Here is a 16,020-nt window from a genome sequence, read left to right as displayed (position 1 = left end):
CACCATGGATCTTGTGCGAGCTGCGCCCGCAGCAGCAAAATTAATCGCGGCGCGAGTCGCGCGCTATCTCCCGCTCGTTGCCGCCGTGGTCCTATTCCTGGCCTTCGCGCTGCGCCAATTGCATCTGCCCGGCTTCTATTACGACGAGGCGCTCGACCTGGCGCCGATGCTGGACGTGATGCAGGGCCGACAGCCGGAGTTGCTGCGCGGCATCGGCATCGGCCGTTTCCCGGTTATGTTGCTCGACTATATGGGGAGCCTGGGCGGATACCTGACCTTGCCCTTCATGGGGGTTTTTGGGCCAGGCTATGTGGCGGCGCGGGCGCAGCCCATCTTCTTCTCCTGCGTCACCATCGTGCTGGCCTGGTGGCTGGCGCACCGCTGGTTCGGCTACGGCGTCGCCGGCTTGGCCACGCTGCTGCTGGCAGTCAATCCCTCCTTCATTTGGTTTAGCCGGCAGGGCATCAGCGTGACGAGTGTGATGACGGTGTGCTCGATCGGTTCGCTGCTGTTGCTCGACGCGGTGATTCGGAGGGAGCGTCGAGAACCGCGCATCGAGCACCGCGGGCCGAGCGCGACGCGTCGTGGTTTATCCTCAGCCTCTCGGCTGCTGGCGCTGAGCGCCGGCGCGCTCATCGGCCTGGGGCTGTGGGCTAAGTTGTTGTTCCTGCGCTGGGTGATCGTGCTGCTGGTCATCGGCGCGGTGATGTGGTTCACGCGCAGCCGCGCGGCGCGTCGCTTGCAGAGCCAGCGGGAATGCCTGGCTGCGCTTGCGCCGGCGCTGGGGTGGACGGCGGTTGGCGCGCTGCTCGGCGCGTCTCCGCTGATCTACTACAACATCGTCGGCTTGATCCGCGATGGCCAGGCGTGGACGGTCACGCTCCTGCTCGATTCGCTCGTGCGGCCGACGCAGCAGTTCGGCGTGAACAATCTGGATTTCTTCCACAACATCCAAAAAGCGGTTGACGACGCGCGTGTGTTCGTGGACGGCAGCTACTTTTGGTACAACGGCGTGCCGTTCGGCAACGTCTATGCCGTGCCGACCTTGATCCTCAGCGCAACCGTCGGCGGGGCCCTGGCGATCATCCGTGGGCGCGGCTTGGGCGACCAGCCGCCGGCACAACAAGGCAAGCGCGATGCGTCGCGCCTTTTCTTCGCGGTGCTGGCGAGCATCGCCACCCTGGTCGTGTTGGGCGCGTTCACCGTCTCCGGCTTGTGGTCCACCCACCAATTCATCATGTTGCCCCTGCCGCAGTGGGTGGTGGCTTGTGCCGCGGTGTGGCTGGCGGAGTTCGTCACAGGCGGCGTGACACGGGGACAAAGGGTCACGGAGACAAAGAGAAATCGCCTGGTCGCCTCCTTGCCCCCGCTCCTTGTCTGTCTGCTTCTCGCGCTGCCTTTCAGCCGCGATGTGTGGGTCAATGAACAACACCACGCGACCCTAGCGCGCACAGGCGGGACGGGGCGCTTCTCCGATGCGATCTACAAGTTGGCCGATTGGTTGGATGCCAACGCCGTGCATCAGCCGGTCGCGCTGGATTGGGGCATTGAGAAGAACCTGCGCGTGCTGACGGCGGATCGCGTGCGGCCGATAGAGATCTTCGGCTTCTCCGAGCAGGCCGACGAAGGCTTCCGCCGACGCGCTGCCGAGATGCTGCAGGATCCCAACCGGCGCTACATCGTGCTCTGGGAGCGGTTTGCCGTTTATAATCGCCGAAAAGACTTCACCGAAATCGCGAATCGGATGGGCCGGCAGGTGGTCGAAGCCTTCATTGCACATGAGCGGAGCGGCCTGCCCGTGTATGTGGTGCTAGAGGCCAGATAACGAGACGCGATCGAAATATCAAACGGAGCAAAGAGCATGTCGAAACAAAATGGAAGCGGCAACGGAACGGCCGTCGGCAAGGTGATTGCCATTCGCGGCGGCGTGGTTGATGTTCAGTTCCCGCCGGAGCATCTTCCTGAGATTTACGACGCCCTCGAAATCGAGCGGCCCGGGGGACGGTTGGTGCTCGAAGTGCAACAGCACCTCGGCAACGACGTCGTGCGCACCGTGGCGATGGATACGACCGATGGCTTGCGCCGCGGCGAGACGGTGCGTGCGCTGGGCGGGCCGATCAGCGTGCCCGTCGGCCCGGCCACGCTCGGGCGCATCTTCAACGTACTGGGCGACCCCATTGACGGCCGGCCTGCGCCGCAGACCGAGCTGAAATACCCGATCCACCGACCTCCCCCTTCGTTCGACGAACAGAAAGGCTCGGTCGAGATGCTGGAAACCGGCATCAAGGTGATTGACCTGATCGCCCCCTTCACTAAAGGCGGCAAGACCGGCATCTTCGGCGGCGCTGGGGTGGGGAAGACGGTGACCATCCAGGAGCTGATCAACTCCATCGCCAAGTTCCACAATGGCTACTCGGTGTTCGCCGGTGTGGGCGAACGCACCCGCGAGGGCACGCAGCTCTACAAAGAGATGAACGAGGCCGGCGTGATTGACTCGCTGGTGATGGTATTCGGCCAGATGAACGAGCCGGCCGGCGTGCGCCTGCGCGTGGCCCTCACCGGCCTGACCATGGCCGAGTACTTCCGCGACGAAGGCCGCGATGTGCTGCTGTTCATAGACAACATCTTCCGATTCGTGATGAGCGGCTCAGAAGTGTCGGCGCTGCTGGGCCGTATGCCCTCGGCCGTGGGTTACCAGCCGACGCTGGCGACCGAGATGGGCCAGTTGCAAGAGCGCATCACGTCCACCAAGCGCGGCTCGATCACCTCGATGCAAGCGGTCTATGTGCCGGCCGATGACTACTCCGACCCGGCGCCGGTGGCTACCTTTGCCCATTTGGACGCGACGGTCAACCTGGAGCGCTCCATTGCCGAGAAGGGCATCTTCCCGGCTGTGGATCCGCTGGCCAGCACCAGCCGCATCCTCGACCCGAACATCGTCGGGCCTGATCACTACCGCGTGGCGCGCGAGGTGCAACGCACGTTGCAACGCTACAAGGACCTACAGGACATCATCGCGATCCTCGGCGTGGACGAGCTGAGTGAAGACGACAAGCTCCTGGTCGCCCGCGCGCGCAAGATCGAACGCTTCTTCAGCCAACCCATGTTCGTGGCCAAAGCCTTTACCGGCCGCGAGGGTCGCTACGTGAAGATCAAAGACACCGTGGACGGCTTCGACCGCATTCTGAAGGGCGAGCTGGATGAGGTGCCGGAGAGCTTCTTCCTCATGAAAGGCAAGATTGATGAGGTGTGGGAGGAATACGAGAGGGCCCGCGCTGAACAGAGTTGAGCAAGCCGCCGAGCCGCATTGAGGGCGGCGACGGGCGAGCGCCTACCTGGCGGCCTTTTCCTCAACGCTTAATTTGCTTATGCCGTTGCATTTAGAAATCGTCACAAGCGAGCGCGTCGCATTCAGCGGCGAAGTGGACATGGTGACCGTGCCCGGCGCCGGTGGCGTGATGGGCGTATTGCCACATCACGCGCCGGTGCTCTCCACGCTGAAGCCGGGAGAGCTGCGCGTCAAGATTGGCGACGAAGTGCAGGAGTTCGCCATCGGCGGCGGTTTCGTGGATATTCACGACAACCGTGTGATCATCTTGGCCGACAGCGCCGAACGCGCCGATGAGATTGACATCGCCCGCGCCGAAGCTGCTCGCGCGCGTGCCGAAGCGTTACTGAAGAACCCGCCGCCGAACAAAGAAGACCTGCTCAAGCTCGAGGCGGCGCTACGTCGGAGCACGGTGCGCTTGAACGTGGCCATGCGCCGGCGCGCCCATCGCAGCGAGGCGCGCAACTGACGCCAGACGCGCGCCGGCGCGCTGCAGGATTTGCGAATCGCGAGAACGACATGGGCATCCTTCGGGCAGAGATCGGCATAGACCTCGGCACCGTCAACGTGCTGGTGTATGTGCGGGGCAAGGGCATTGTGATCCAGGAGCCCTCCGTCGTTGCTATTCTCTCGCGCGAGGAGACGGTGGTGGAAGTTGGCGAAGAGGCGCGCCAGATGTACGGCCGCACCCCCGACGAGATTGAAGTCGCCCGGCCGCTGCGCGATGGCGTGATCGCCGACTACCAGGTGACTCAGAGGATGCTGCAGCACTTCGTCAATAAAGCGAAGGGCTTCAGCTTGTTGCCGCCGCGCGTGGTGATCGGCGTCCCTTACGGCGTGACGAGCGTTGAACGTCGCGCGGTGCGTGAGGCGGCCATCGAAGCCGGCGCCGGCGAGGTTTATCCGATCCGCGAGCCGCTGGCCGCCGCCTACGGCGCGGGCTTGCCGGTGGATACCGCCACAGGCAACCTGGTGGTTGATATTGGCGGCGGCACCGCCGAGGCCGCCGTGGTCTCGATGAACGGCATCGTCGTCGCCAACTCTGTGCGCGTCGGCGGCCTCAAGCTCGACGCGGCTATCCAGAACTTTATTCGCCGCAAATACAACTTGGCCATTGGCGAACCAACTGCGGAAGAAATCAAGATCAACATCGGCAGCGCGCTCCCGCTGGAAGAAGAGATGTACATGCAAGTGCAGGGGCGTGACCAGGTCACTGGCCTGCCGCGCACGATTGAGGTCTCGACCAACGAAATTGTTGAAGCCCTGCAGGAACCGCTGGCGCAGATCTCTGCGTGCGTGAAGTCGGTGCTGGAACGCACGCCGCCCGAGTTGGCATCCGATATCATTGACCGCGGCATGGCGCTGACCGGCGGCACCGCCTTGTTGCACAAGCTCGACGAATACCTCACCCGAGAGACCGGCGTCCCGGCCTATGTGGCCGACGCACCGATTGCTTGCGTCGCCCTCGGCACAGGTCGCGCGCTCGAGAACATCGAGGTGCTCAAGCGCACCGAGTTTATCGGCTGATTGCGGGTTTTGGCATGTGGGTGGAGATTAGAAATTGGAGATTAGAGATTAGAGATTAGAGATTAGAGATTAGAGATTAGAGATTCATCGCACCTGCCAATCCCTCATTCTCAGTCTTCAATCTCCAATCTCCAATCTCCAATCTCCAATCTTAAATTGTCAATCCTCAATCCCCAATCCTCGATCGTCCTCGCTTCTGCCTCGCCTCGCCGGCGTGAGCTACTCGCCTTGCTCGGGGTGACGTTTCAGGTATGCCCGGCGGATGTGGACGAGACCCCGCTGCCGGATGAGACGCCGCTCGAGACCCAACATCGCATCACGCGTGAGAAGGCACGCATTGCCCGCAAGAGATTAGAGGTGGGAGATTGTGCGGCCCAAGTCGAGCGGTTGCCTATATCGCGCGCAATCCTCAATCCCCAATCTCCGGTCTCCGATCCGATCATCATCGCCTGCGACACGACGGTGCTGCTGGATGGCGAGATGTTGAACAAACCGGCCGATGCTGATGAGGCGCGAACGATGTTGCGTCGCCTGCGCGGGCGCGCGCACGAGGTGCAATCGGCAATCGTGGTGCGCCAGGGCGATCAGGAGCGCATGAACATTGTCTCGTCGCAAGTCACCATGCGCGACTATAGCCTCGACGAAATCGAGGCCTACATCGCCACCGGCGACCCGTTCGACAAGGCCGGCGGTTATGCCGCTCAGCATCCATCCTTCCAGCCTATCGCGCAGATTCGCGGCTGCCCGCTCAACGTCGTTGGTCTCGCCCTGTGTCACCTGCGCATGCTGCTGCCGCATTTGCCGGACCCCGCGCCGGTGTGTGTGGCGTTCACCGGCGCGCCATGCCCACGCGTGTTAGACGATCCGCACCACGTCGTTACGCGCTTGACGTCGCCCCGCGGCTCAGCGTAGCGCGCCGCAACTCCGGTATAATCCGCGCGCTTCATTTTCTGGATCTTGGACTTCTGCCAAGGTGGGCATCGGTTGCACGCCTTCGGTGAGTGAGTCAGAGGAGTAGTACGAGATGCCAAAGCGAACGTATCAACCGAAGAAGCGCCGCCGCGTGCGCGTACATGGCTTTCGAGCGCGCATGTCAACCCAGAGCGGACGCAAGGTGCTCGCCGCGCGTCGCGCGAAAGGGCGCAAAGTGTTGACGGTGTCGGCGAACAACCACGTCAAGAAAGTCAACTGGAACGCAGTGTATTCTCCGGCCAAGAGCAAACGCGGCACCGCGGGCAGCAAGTGACCAATTGGAGAAGCTGGCGAGGAAGGAGGACTTCGAGCGGGTTCGCCGAGAGGGCGCGCGGTGGCGTGGCAAGTATTGTGTGTTGAACGCCGCTCGCGCGCCGGCGCAAGCGGATGAACCGCATGGGTTGCAAACGCGGGTCGGTTACATTACCACGCGAGCGATCGGCAGCGCGGTGAAGCGTAACCGCGCGCGCCGGTTGTTGCAAGAGGCAATGCGTCATCTGTCCGATTCGATCGCCCCGGGGTGGGACATCGTGCTGATCGCGCAACCTTCCATCATCGCCGAGTCGGCGCGCATGCAACAGGTGCAAGACGATCTACTGTGGCTGCTGAACAAAGCTCATCTGATACGAACGGCGCCTATCGCGAAGTGATGCTCGAAACCTACCCGCGACGTGCGCGCATGCGGCAGGCCCTGTTCGATCGGCTGATGATCGGTGCGATCCGTTTTTACCAGCTTGCGATCTCTCCGGCGCTGCCGCCGTCGTGTCGCTTTTATCCCACGTGCAGCGAATATACGCTCCAAGCCATCGCCAAGTACGGCGCTGTGAAAGGGCTGTGGCTGGGCGTCAAGCGCATTGCGCGCTGTCATCCCTTCCATCCCGGCGGATACGATCCGGTTCCCTGAGCGCCTGAACCGAACATGAAAAGAGCACTGCGCAACTTGCTCGTCGTCGCGGCTGCTGCCCTGATGCTGAGCGCCTGCGGCGGCGAAATCTCCCCCACTTCCTTCCCCGGTCTCACACTCGACGGCGCAGACGCCTACCTCGCCAGCAACTTGCATGTGTATAAGTTCGATCCGGCCACCGGCGCGCAAAAGTGGATGTTCCCTGCGACCGAGGCCGATAGCAACACGCGCCCCGGCCCGTTCGCCGGCCCGCCGCTGAAATTCGGCAACGCCATCATCGTGGGTGAGACCATCGGCTTGAATGGCCGCACCAGCCACCGCCTCTACGCGCTTTCCGCTGATAGCGGCGTTGAGCTATGGCGCTTCTCCGGCGGCCAGCGCGAATACACCGACGGCGCCAGCACCGACGGCAAGCTGATCTTTGCACCAAACGGAGATAACACCCTCTACGCGCTCGACCCGGCGCAGCTCGAAGGCGGCGAGCCGAAGTTGGTGTGGAAGTTCACCGCGCAGAACAAGTTGTGGGTGCGGCCCCGGGTGGCGAAGGGCAAAGTCTTCCAGCCGTCGCTCGACCACCGTCTGTATGCGCTCGATGCGGCTACCGGCAAGCTGTTGTGGACTTTCAGCGCTGGTGCCCCGATCGCCTCGCACCCGGCCATCGCCGACGGCGTGTTGTACTTCGGCTCATTCGACCAGCACATGTACGCCGTGGACGCCGAGACCGGCGCGCTGGTCTGGCGCTCACCGAACCGGCTGGACGGCTGGATCTGGTGCGATCCGCTGCTCGACGGCGACGAGATTTTTGTCGGCGATGTGAAGGGTGGGGTGTATGCCATTGACCGCCGCAGCGGCAACGTGCTCTGGCGGTCGCAGGTGGGTGGCGCAATCCGCGCTCAGCCGGTCATCGTCGGCAACACGCTCTACGTGGTGTCGAGCGACACTTACTTGTATAGTTTTGATCGCCGGCTCAGCACGGACGCCATCCGCTCATCGCCAATGCGCGTACTGGAGAATGGCCTGGTGCGGCGGTTGCTCTCCACGCCGGCCTACGCCAATGGCGCGCTGCTTGTGCCGCTCTTCGACGGGGACATCAAGTTGACGGCAGTTGACCTGGAAAGCCGCCGAAAGAAATTTGATTTCCCCTTGGCGACTAAGCCGTAGCACCACAGCGGCGCCTCCATCTCATGCCCTACACCCCCATTATCGGCACCCTGGGCTATATCCTTTCGCCCGACCGCCAATTTGTGTTGATGATTCATCGCAACGCACGCCCCGACGATCAGGCCTTCGGCAAATACAACGGCCTGGGCGGCAAGGTGGAACGCGATGAAGATGTCGCAGCGTGCATGAAGCGCGAGATCCGCGAGGAGGCCGGCGTCGAGGTGGCCGCCATGCAATTGCGCGGCACTATCAGTTGGCCCGGCTTCGGCCCGAACGGTGAAGACTGGCTCGGCTTTGTCTTCTTGATCTATCAGTTTGTCGGTGAGCCGGTGATGCGCAACGACGAAGGCACACTGGAGTGGACGCCGCTCCAACGCCTGCTGGATGCATGTTCGACCGATCCACGGACGCGCGACCGCGCCGCGCTCCCCATGTGGCCGGGCGACCCCTACTTCTTGCCGCTCGTCTTCGATGACGATCCTCGTCCGTTCCACGGCGTGATGCCCTACGAGAACGGTCAGCCCGTGAGCTGGCGTTATACTCGCCTCTGATTTGGGTTGCTATCATGATCAGGTTGACCTTCCCCACGCGCGAGACGTTGCGCCGCCTGCCGTTCACCGCTGCCGACGTGGCGATCACCATTGGCGCGCTGGCGCTCATCGTCCTGATCGCCTACGTGGGCAGCACGGCACTGGTGCCCTTTCAGCCGCCGGACGTGCTGCCCGAGCCGATCAGCTTAGATATCGTCCATCTGCCGTATTACCTGGCGCGCAGCACGCTGCGCATGTTCATCGCGCTGTTCTTCTCGCTGCTGTTCACGTTCACCTACGGCTACGTGGCCGCGCACAGCCCGCGCGCCGAGCGCGTGCTCATCCCGCTGCTAGATGTTTTACAGAGCGTGCCGGTGTTGGGCTTTCTCTCGGTGACGATCGCGTTCTTCATCGCGCTGTTCCGCGGCAGCTTGCTGGGGCTGGAAGCAGCTTCGATCTTCGCCATCTTCACCAGCCAGGTGTGGAACATGACCTTCTCGTTCTACCACTCGCTGCGGACGATTCCGCGCGAGCAGCAGGAGATGGCGCGCATGTTCCGTCTGTCGCGCTGGCAATACTTCACCAAGGTCGAGGCGCCGAATTCGATGATCGGCCTGACGTGGAACACGATGATGAGCTTCGGCGGCGGCTGGTTCTTCGTCGCAGCCAGCGAAGCCATCAGCGTGCTCAACCAGGACTACCGTTTGCCCGGCATCGGCGCCTACGTGACTGAAGCGGTTGATCAGCAGAACGTCGGCGCGCTGATTGCGGCCATCGTTGCTATGGCGATCATGATCGTGTTGGTGGATCAATTGGTGTGGCGGCCGCTCATCGCCTGGTCGCAGAAGTTCCGCAACGAGCAGAGCGAAGCCGGCGAGACGCCGACGTCCTGGCTGTTGAACTTGTGGCGCGCGGCACGACTGCCGTCGCTCATTGGCGAAGCATTGCGCCCGGCGAGCGAATTCGTCAATCGCGCGCTGAGCGGCACACTGGCGCCCAAGCCAGCGCAGATGGCGAAACCACGCGCAGCAGCGCCGGCGTGGATGGATTGGATTTACAACGGCCTGTTGATCGCCCTGCTGGTCGCCGGCGCCGTTGTGCTGATCCGCTTTATCCTGAGCGAAGTGGGGCTGCCGGAGGTGGTCAACACCTTCGTGCTGGGGTTGATCACCATGGCGCGCGTAGCCGCGCTCACCGCCATCGGGACGCTGATTTGGGCGCCGATCGGCGTGGCCGTCGGCTTCAACCCGCGCTTGGCGCGCCTGATCCAACCCCTGGCGCAGTTCATGTCGGCCTTTCCGGCCAACTTCCTCTTCCCGTTCGTGACGGTCGCGTTGATCGCGACGGGCATCAGCCTCAATGTCGGCAGTATCTTGCTGATGTCACTGGGCGCACAGTGGTACATCCTGTTCAACGTCATTGCCGGCGCGCAGACCATCCCCAGCGACCTGCGTGAGATGGCGGCGAACATGGGGCTGTGCGGCTGGAAGCTGTGGCGCCGGCTGATCATCCCCGGCATCTTCTCGGCTTGGGTCACCGGCGGCATCACCGCCTCGGGCGGCGCGTGGAACGCCAGCATCGTGGCCGAGGTCGTGTCTTGGGGAGATACCACGTTGACGGCAACCGGCCTGGGCGCGTACATCGCAAATGCCACCGCGGTCGGCGATTGGCCGCGCATCGCGCTGGGCGTAGGCATGATGGCGCTGTTCGTTGTCGCACTGAACCGCCTGTTCTGGCGACGGCTCTACGTTCTGGCCGAAAGCAAATACGTCTTGTGAGTAGACATTCATCCTGAGGCGCAGCGTGTGGAAAGGCTGTGCGCTCTCGTGGTCGAGGAGCTAAAAAGGAGCATCGAAATGGCAACTGCACTCATGAACGATACAAAGACGCCCGCGATGGATCGCAACGGTGCGCTGATCCGCACCGTCAACGTATTCAAGAACTTCGAGCTGCCGGATGGCAACGGCATCTTCACCGTGCTCGAGAACATCAACCTCACCGTCAAGCCGGGCGAGATCGTGGCGCTACTCGGCCGCAGCGGCAGCGGCAAGAGCACCTTGCTGCGCATCTTGGCCGGGCTGATTCCGGCATCGAGCGGCGACGTGTTTTCGTCAGGCCGGCGCGTGACCGGCCCCAACCCCGACGTGACGATGGTGTTCCAGTCGTTTGCGTTGCTGCCGTGGTTGACCGTGCAGCAGAATGTCGAACTGGGTCTGGAAGCGCTCGGCGTGCCACTCAAAGAGCGGCAGGCGCGCGCGCTGAAGGCCATTGACATGGTTGGACTCGACGGCTTCGAGAGCGCCTATCCCAAAGAGCTATCGGGCGGTATGCGCCAGCGCGTCGGCTTCGCGCGCGCGTTCGTCAAGCAGCCGAAGGTGTTGTTCATGGACGAGCCGTTCAGCGCGCTGGACGTACTGACTGCCGAAAACCTGCGCGGCGAGATCAGCGACCTCTGGGAGAAGGGTGACTTCCCGGCACAGAGCGTGCTGATCGTCACGCACAACATCGAGGAAGCGGTGTATTTGGCCGACCGCGTCATTATCCTGGGCGCGAACCCGGGTCGGGTGCGCGGCGAAGTGACGATTGACCTGCCGCGCCCACGCGACCGGAGCGCGCGCCGGTTCAAGGAGCTGGTGGATGGCATCTACATCGCCATGACGAACCCGGACCGCGACGTGACCGCAGCCATGGCCGGCGTGCTGCCGCGCCGCGAGACACCCTACCCGCCGTTGCCCCATGCCACCGTCGGCGGGATCAGCGGCTTGCTCGAACTGCTCAACGAGCGGCCTGAACTCCGCGACTTGCCCGAGATCTCCAGCACGCTCCAACTGGCGACGGATGATCTGTTGCCGATCGTTGATGCAGCCGTGATGCTGGGTCTGGCCGAGGTGAGGCAGGGCGATATCACCCTTACCGATAACGGCCGGGCGTTCGCCACAGCCGACATCCAGACCAGCAAGGACATCTTCCGCGCGCAACTGTTGGAGCGCGTGCCGATGGTGAAGATGATCTACAACACGCTCCAGGCCAAGCCGAATGGTTCGATGCGTGCCGGGTTCTTCCTCGACATCTTGGACGAGCACTTCCCGCGCGAGGAAGCGCAGCACCAATTCGAGACGGCTGTGGACTGGGGACGCTATGCCGAGCTGTTCGAATACGATCGTGGCGAAGATCGGCTGTTGCTGCCTGTTGAGGCGAGCGAATTGACGGATTGAGTTCCGATCGCGGGCGCGACGGGCAGCCAGCCCTCTCGGTCATGGCATGGGTCTCACGCTCATGCTGCCAGATGCCAGCCGGCGCATGCAGCGAGCATGAGCGCGGCCATGGCAACGGAACTTGAGCCCTAGCGCGCCGAGTGTGGACGCATCGCCCACTTGGTCAACCCAGTTGTATCCTCCCCACTTGCCATTGCACAACCGGCCATAATCAGGCAGGACAGTGGGATCAGGCGCATAAGCAGTTTCATGTCGGCATCTCGATGATGCATCTGGTGCCGTTGCGCCAGTCCCTGTACGAGCAGCGCATGGATGCGCCGGTATTGGCGTTTTCGTTTGCTCAGGCCGAGCGATTCGCACGCGGATCGGCTGCACGCTCAAGGCCGAGCGCTTCGCACGCGGCGGGCAAACACGCGCTTTATCGCCGACTCGTCCCTGCGCATCTATCGCGCCGATCGTGGATGCACCAGGGCGCGTCGCACTTAGCCACGTCGGCGTGGATCAGGCCGACCGGCTGCCGGTGGAGCGCATCATCGCTGCGCTATCCGGCCACAATCTCTGATGCGCGATGCGCCGACCGGGGAGGGTTAAGGGTTGATGAGCCGTGCAGGATTCGAACCTGCGACACGAGGATTAAAAGTCCCCTGCTCTGCCAGGCTGAGCTAACGGCCCGATGCCTAATCATACCGCTACTTTCCAGGCTCTGGAAGCGCGTCATTGCTCCTGCGTCGCTCGCGTGTGCCGCTCGGCCAGCCGGGCCAATACTTCGCGCAGCGCTACGCCGCGCTCGTTCAACAGCACGATTAGGTGAAAGAGCAGATCGGCGCTCTCTTCGATTAGCCGATTGTCGTCTTGAGCAACGCCGGCCAGCGCCGCTTCCAGCCCTTCCTCGCCCACTTTTTGGGCGATCTTCAGGCGACCTTGCGCAAACAGCCGCGCGGTGTAGCTTTCGTCTGGCGCAGCGACGCGGCGCGACTGCACGATCTCGGCCAATTCGTCGAGGAAACTCGCTGCGGGTGGTTGGAGCGCGTCGCCCTTCACGTCCTGCCAGAAGCAACTCTCGCGGCCGGTGTGGCATGTCGGACCGGCTGGCTCGGCGCGGACGAGCAGGCAATCGGCGTCACAATCGGCGCGCACTTCGCGCACGCGCAGCACGTTGCCGCTGGTGTCGCCCTTGTGCCACAGCGTCTGTCGGCTGCGCGACCAGAACCACACCTCGCCGGTGCGCAGCGTGCGCCCCAGCGCCTCCTCGTTCATCCAGCCGAGCATGAGCACACGGCCGGTGAGGGCGTCCTGAATGATGGCGGGGATCAGGCCGAAGGCGTCGAACTTGAGTTGAAGCACGTTTCGCTGCGCTGCGGTCCAGGCCGACAGCATGGCAACCTCGTATGTGATTATAGCGGCGCGGTCATGCATCCTGTGCGGTATCGCCATCGCACGTGCCATTCTCGTCCTCGCTTTCATCGGCGCCTCCGCCGAACTCAGGCAGGATGAGCTGTGTGGGCTCGTCGTAATCCAACCAGGGCAGGGAACCCAGCGAATGGGGGAATGGGTCGCGCGGCGCGCAGATCCGTGTGGGGGATTCCTAGAGGTCGGCGCCGTAGCCGAAGCCGGCGCGTTCGGCTACGAGGGTGAGATGCTTGGACGTCGCGCGCGTGGGCGCATAGGCGCCGGTCTCCCACTCGCTGACCGTTTGTTGGCGCACGCCCAGCTCGCGCGCGAACTCGGCCAGGCTCATGTTCATGTGCTCGTGCAGCGCCTTGATCAGACCGGCGTTCCAGAGGAACGTGTCGCCGTCGCGTTCGACGCGGTAGCGGCTGGCCAGTTTGGTCGGAAGGGCGAATACGACTCGTCGGCGTTGCAGATCCACCGCTGCCACCTTGAAACCGGCGTCCAGCCAGGCCTTCGCCTGGGAGGCGGCGTGCCGGCGTTTGCTCCACCACCCGCGCTCAATGCGCGCGCCCTTGGGCAGGGTTTGCCCAGGATTTGCTCGATTTGCGCGAAGGTCAGGGTGATCTCATCCCGATCCCGTTCGCGCAGGTAAGTGCGCAGGGGGTAATACTTGCTGCCGGGCTTGCTCATGCCTCACTGATCGTCCGTTCTGCTGTGCTGCTACGTCGCCGAACGCGCTCTGCGTCTGCAGCGTCGAGATTAGATCAACCTGCCTCAAGGTCAAGCTCACAGTCGCACGGGCACGCCCCGACCGGCGAGGTAGCGCTTCACCTCGCCTACGCTGAAGGTTTTATAGTGGAAGACCGAAGCCGCCAGCACGGCGCTGGCGCCGGCCTGGATTGCTTCGTAGAAGTGCTCGAGCTTGCCGGCACCGCCGGAGGCGATGACCGGGAGGTTCACGGCGCTGCAGATCGCGCGCAACAACGGCAAGTCGTAGCCGTCCTGCGTGCCGTCGGTGTCCATGCTGGTGAGCAAGATTTCGCCGGCGCCGCGCCGTTCGGCCTCTTGCGCCCATGCGACGGCGTCCAGGTCGGTCGGTATGCGCCCGCCGTTCAGATATACCTTCCAGCCGTCGCCATCGCGTCGGGCGTCTATGGCCACCACCACACATTGCGACCCGAAGCGCCATGCCGCCTCGTTGATCAAATCGGGGTTGCGCACGGCAGCGCTGTTGATTGAGCATTTGTCGGCGCCGGCCAGCAACAGCGTGCGGAAGTCGTCGGCCGAGCGGATGCCGCCGCCGATGGTGAAGGGGATGAACACCGCGTCGGCCACGCGGCGCGCCATCTCGACGGTGGTGCCGCGGCCTTCGTGCGAGGCCAGGATGTCGAGGAAGACCAATTCGTCGGCGCGCTCGCCGTTGTAGATGCCGGCTTGCTCCACCGGGTCGCCGGCGTCGCGCAAGTTGACGAAGTTCACCCCTTTGACCACCCGTCCGTTGGCGACGTCGAAGCATGGGATGATGCGCTTGGCGAGCATACGTTACCCTTCTTGCGTGACGATCGTTTGCAATACTTCCCGGAGCGACAATGCGCCCTCATAGAGCGCGCGTCCGACGATCACGCCGGACACGCCGCGCGATGCATACTGCATCAACTCGTGGATGTCGTCCAGGTTGCGCACCCCGCCCGAGGCGATGACTTGCAGGCCGGTCAACTGCGCCAGGGCTGCCGTCAGCTCGGCGGCGACGCCGGCCATCATGCCGTCGCGCCCGACTTCCGTGTAGAGGGCGTGAACGACTCCCATCCCTCGCATGAGCGAACCCAGCTCAATCGCCGTCATCGGTGTGGCCTGCTGCCAGCCGCGCGTGACGATGATGCCATGGCGTGAGTCCAGGCCGACGACGACGCGCTCCGGCCCGAACCGGTCGAGCGCGTCGGCTACGAGTTGCGGATTCTCCACCGCGGCGGTTCCCAGCACCACGCGGTCGGCGCCGTCGTCGAACGCGGCCGTCACATCGTGGATGTCCCGCAGGCCGCCGCCGAGCTGGAGCTTCGCGCTCACGCGGCGCCGCACCTCTTGCAACGCGCGGCGATTGGCGCGCCCTGCGGCTGGGTCGCCGAGCGCGCCGTCCAGGTTGACCACGTGCAACCAGGTCGCCCCCTCGCTCACCCAGCGCGCCGCGACGGCCGACGGGTCGTCCGAATACGTGATCTGTTGCGATGGGTCGCCTTGCAACAGGCGCACGACGCGCCCGTTGCGCAGGTCAATGGCCGGATAGATCGTGAACACGCGTGCTCCTCCCATAGACGTTGCTGAGCGGTGCGTCGTTCGCCGGCCAGGTCACGAAATTTCTCAACAGGCGCAAGCCGACGTCCTGGCTCTTTTCCGGATGGAACTGGATGCCCCACAGGTTGCCTCGCGCAACCACCGACGGAAAGAAGTAGCCGTAGTCGGTGACCGCCAGCACGTGCGCTGGATCGGCGACCTGCGGGTGATAGGAGTGGACGAAGTAAGCATAGTCGCCATCGCGTATGCCGGCCAGCAGCGGATGATCAGGCTGTTTCAGCCACAACTGATTCCAGCCGATGTGTGGGATTTTGAGCCGGCGTTCGCTCTCGTCGTTGGCGGTGTTGTGTTGCATTGCGAAGTGGAAGCGGACGACGCGGCCGGGAATCAAGCCGAGTCCTTCCCACTCGCCCATCTCCTCGCCGACATCAAACAACAGTTGCATGCCGACGCAAATGCCGAGCAGCGGCTTGCCGGCCAGCGCCAGCGCGCGCAGCGGCTCAAACAGGCCGCGCGCCTTCAGGCCGTGTTGGCAATCGGCAAATGCGCCCACGCCGGGCAGCACCAACTTTTCGGCGCGCTCCAGTTCGCGCCGGTCGTCGGTCAACGTGAGTTCAGCGCCGACGTGTTCCAGCGCTTTGCACACATTGCGCAGGTTGCCTGCGCCGTAGTCAATCACTGCAATCATGGATGTCCTCGAAT

General features: G+C 63.5%; 16 protein-coding genes, 1 tRNA gene and 1 pseudogene. 12 read left to right on the top strand and 6 right to left on the bottom strand.

Translation table 11 applies throughout. The features are described 5' to 3' along the window. Positions 1–4: 4 nt before the first annotated feature. The 12 genes and pseudogenes from GXH28_RS06265 (at position 5) to GXH28_RS06210 (ending at position 11,637) form a co-directional block, all read left to right on the top strand. Positions 5–1,825, top strand: coding sequence for a hypothetical protein (locus tag GXH28_RS06265; RefSeq protein WP_169238164.1), 1,821 nt, complete (start codon positions 5–7; stop codon positions 1,823–1,825). Positions 1,826–1,861: 36 nt separating this feature from the next. Next, positions 1,862–3,289: a F0F1 ATP synthase subunit beta gene (gene atpD, locus GXH28_RS06260; protein WP_169238163.1), complete on the top strand. Its 1,428-nt coding sequence runs from the start codon at positions 1,862–1,864 to the stop codon at positions 3,287–3,289. Between the two features lie 79 nt (positions 3,290–3,368). Beyond that, positions 3,369–3,797, top strand: a complete 429-nt coding sequence (locus GXH28_RS06255; protein WP_169238162.1) for a F0F1 ATP synthase subunit epsilon — start codon at positions 3,369–3,371, stop codon at positions 3,795–3,797. 50 nt (positions 3,798–3,847) lie between these two features. Beyond that, positions 3,848–4,855 (top strand): rod shape-determining protein, encoded by a 1,008-nt coding sequence (locus GXH28_RS06250; protein WP_169238161.1) that lies wholly within the window; start codon positions 3,848–3,850, stop codon positions 4,853–4,855. 156 nt (positions 4,856–5,011) lie between these two features. Further along, positions 5,012–5,767: a Maf family protein gene (locus GXH28_RS06245; protein WP_169238160.1), complete on the top strand. Its 756-nt coding sequence runs from the start codon at positions 5,012–5,014 to the stop codon at positions 5,765–5,767. A gap of 112 nt (positions 5,768–5,879) precedes the next feature. Continuing rightward, a pseudogene (gene rpmH, locus GXH28_RS16245) lies at positions 5,880–6,023 on the top strand (50S ribosomal protein L34); the annotation flags it as partial. An 82-nt stretch (positions 6,024–6,105) separates the two neighbouring features. Continuing rightward, entirely contained in the window at positions 6,106–6,477 is a 372-nt protein-coding gene (gene rnpA / locus GXH28_RS06235; RefSeq protein WP_169238158.1) for a ribonuclease P protein component, read from the top strand. Then, a complete protein-coding gene (yidD, locus tag GXH28_RS06230) occupies positions 6,477–6,731 on the top strand; it encodes a membrane protein insertion efficiency factor YidD (protein ID WP_240550223.1) in 255 nt (84 codons plus the stop codon). Before rnpA ends, yidD begins: the two co-directional genes overlap by 1 nt. Positions 6,732–6,746: 15 nt before the next feature. Next, entirely contained in the window at positions 6,747–7,892 is a 1,146-nt protein-coding gene (locus tag GXH28_RS06225; RefSeq protein ID WP_169238157.1) for a PQQ-binding-like beta-propeller repeat protein, read from the top strand. Positions 7,893–7,915: 23 nt separating this feature from the next. Beyond that, positions 7,916–8,443, top strand: a complete 528-nt coding sequence (locus GXH28_RS06220) for an NUDIX hydrolase (RefSeq protein WP_169238156.1) — start codon at positions 7,916–7,918, stop codon at positions 8,441–8,443. 14 nt (positions 8,444–8,457) lie between these two features. Continuing rightward, positions 8,458–10,200: an ABC transporter permease gene (locus GXH28_RS06215; RefSeq protein ID WP_169238155.1), complete on the top strand. Its 1,743-nt coding sequence runs from the start codon at positions 8,458–8,460 to the stop codon at positions 10,198–10,200. 78 nt (positions 10,201–10,278) lie between these two features. Beyond that, positions 10,279–11,637 (top strand): ABC transporter ATP-binding protein, encoded by a 1,359-nt coding sequence (locus GXH28_RS06210; RefSeq protein WP_445082644.1) that lies wholly within the window; start codon positions 10,279–10,281, stop codon positions 11,635–11,637. A gap of 598 nt (positions 11,638–12,235) precedes the next feature. Here the strand turns inward: GXH28_RS06210 and GXH28_RS06205 are convergent. The 6 genes from GXH28_RS06205 to hisH form a co-directional block, all read right to left on the bottom strand. Further along, positions 12,236–12,309 (bottom strand) — tRNA-Lys (locus GXH28_RS06205). Between the two features lie 42 nt (positions 12,310–12,351). Beyond that, the gene (hisIE, locus tag GXH28_RS06200) at positions 12,352–13,014 is read right to left on the bottom strand and encodes a bifunctional phosphoribosyl-AMP cyclohydrolase/phosphoribosyl-ATP diphosphatase HisIE (RefSeq protein WP_169238154.1); all 663 of its coding nucleotides are present in this window, start codon (positions 13,012–13,014) and stop codon (positions 12,352–12,354) included. A 208-nt stretch (positions 13,015–13,222) separates the two neighbouring features. Next, the gene (locus GXH28_RS16810; protein WP_320447924.1) at positions 13,223–13,507 is read right to left on the bottom strand and encodes a helix-turn-helix domain-containing protein; all 285 of its coding nucleotides are present in this window, start codon (positions 13,505–13,507) and stop codon (positions 13,223–13,225) included. A 308-nt stretch (positions 13,508–13,815) separates the two neighbouring features. Then, complete coding sequence (gene hisF / locus GXH28_RS06190) at positions 13,816–14,568, bottom strand: imidazole glycerol phosphate synthase subunit HisF (protein WP_169238153.1); 753 nt, start codon at positions 14,566–14,568, stop codon at positions 13,816–13,818. 3 nt (positions 14,569–14,571) lie between these two features. Then, positions 14,572–15,321: a 1-(5-phosphoribosyl)-5-[(5-phosphoribosylamino)methylideneamino]imidazole-4-carboxamide isomerase gene (hisA, locus tag GXH28_RS06185; RefSeq protein ID WP_169238152.1), complete on the bottom strand. Its 750-nt coding sequence runs from the start codon at positions 15,319–15,321 to the stop codon at positions 14,572–14,574. Next, complete coding sequence (hisH, locus tag GXH28_RS06180) at positions 15,296–16,006, bottom strand: imidazole glycerol phosphate synthase subunit HisH (protein WP_169238151.1); 711 nt, start codon at positions 16,004–16,006, stop codon at positions 15,296–15,298. The genes hisA and hisH overlap by 26 nt, the downstream gene beginning before the upstream one ends. Positions 16,007–16,020: the final 14 nt, after the last annotated feature.

It is taken from the genome of Candidatus Roseilinea sp. NK_OTU-006 (assembly GCF_012931985.1).
Lineage (GTDB): Bacteria > Chloroflexota > Anaerolineae > J036 > Brachytrichaceae > JAAFGM01.
This window is presented reverse-complemented; position numbering and strand designations above follow the sequence as displayed.

Coding starts and splice junctions, on each gene's coding strand:
- GXH28_RS06265 (WP_169238164.1), top strand. CDS start 5: ATGGATCTTGTGCGAGCTGCGCCCGCAGCAGCAAAATTAATCGCGGCG.
- atpD (WP_169238163.1), top strand. CDS start 1,862: ATGTCGAAACAAAATGGAAGCGGCAACGGAACGGCCGTCGGCAAGGTG.
- GXH28_RS06255 (WP_169238162.1), top strand. CDS start 3,369: ATGCCGTTGCATTTAGAAATCGTCACAAGCGAGCGCGTCGCATTCAGC.
- GXH28_RS06250 (WP_169238161.1), top strand. CDS start 3,848: ATGGGCATCCTTCGGGCAGAGATCGGCATAGACCTCGGCACCGTCAAC.
- yidD (WP_240550223.1), top strand. CDS start 6,477: ATGCTCGAAACCTACCCGCGACGTGCGCGCATGCGGCAGGCCCTGTTC.
- GXH28_RS06225 (WP_169238157.1), top strand. CDS start 6,747: ATGAAAAGAGCACTGCGCAACTTGCTCGTCGTCGCGGCTGCTGCCCTG.
- GXH28_RS06220 (WP_169238156.1), top strand. CDS start 7,916: ATGCCCTACACCCCCATTATCGGCACCCTGGGCTATATCCTTTCGCCC.
- GXH28_RS06215 (WP_169238155.1), top strand. CDS start 8,458: ATGATCAGGTTGACCTTCCCCACGCGCGAGACGTTGCGCCGCCTGCCG.
- GXH28_RS06210 (WP_445082644.1), top strand. CDS start 10,279: ATGGCAACTGCACTCATGAACGATACAAAGACGCCCGCGATGGATCGC.
- hisIE (WP_169238154.1), bottom strand. CDS start 13,014: ATGCTGTCGGCCTGGACCGCAGCGCAGCGAAACGTGCTTCAACTCAAG.
- hisF (WP_169238153.1), bottom strand. CDS start 14,568: ATGCTCGCCAAGCGCATCATCCCATGCTTCGACGTCGCCAACGGACGG.
- hisH (WP_169238151.1), bottom strand. CDS start 16,006: ATGATTGCAGTGATTGACTACGGCGCAGGCAACCTGCGCAATGTGTGC.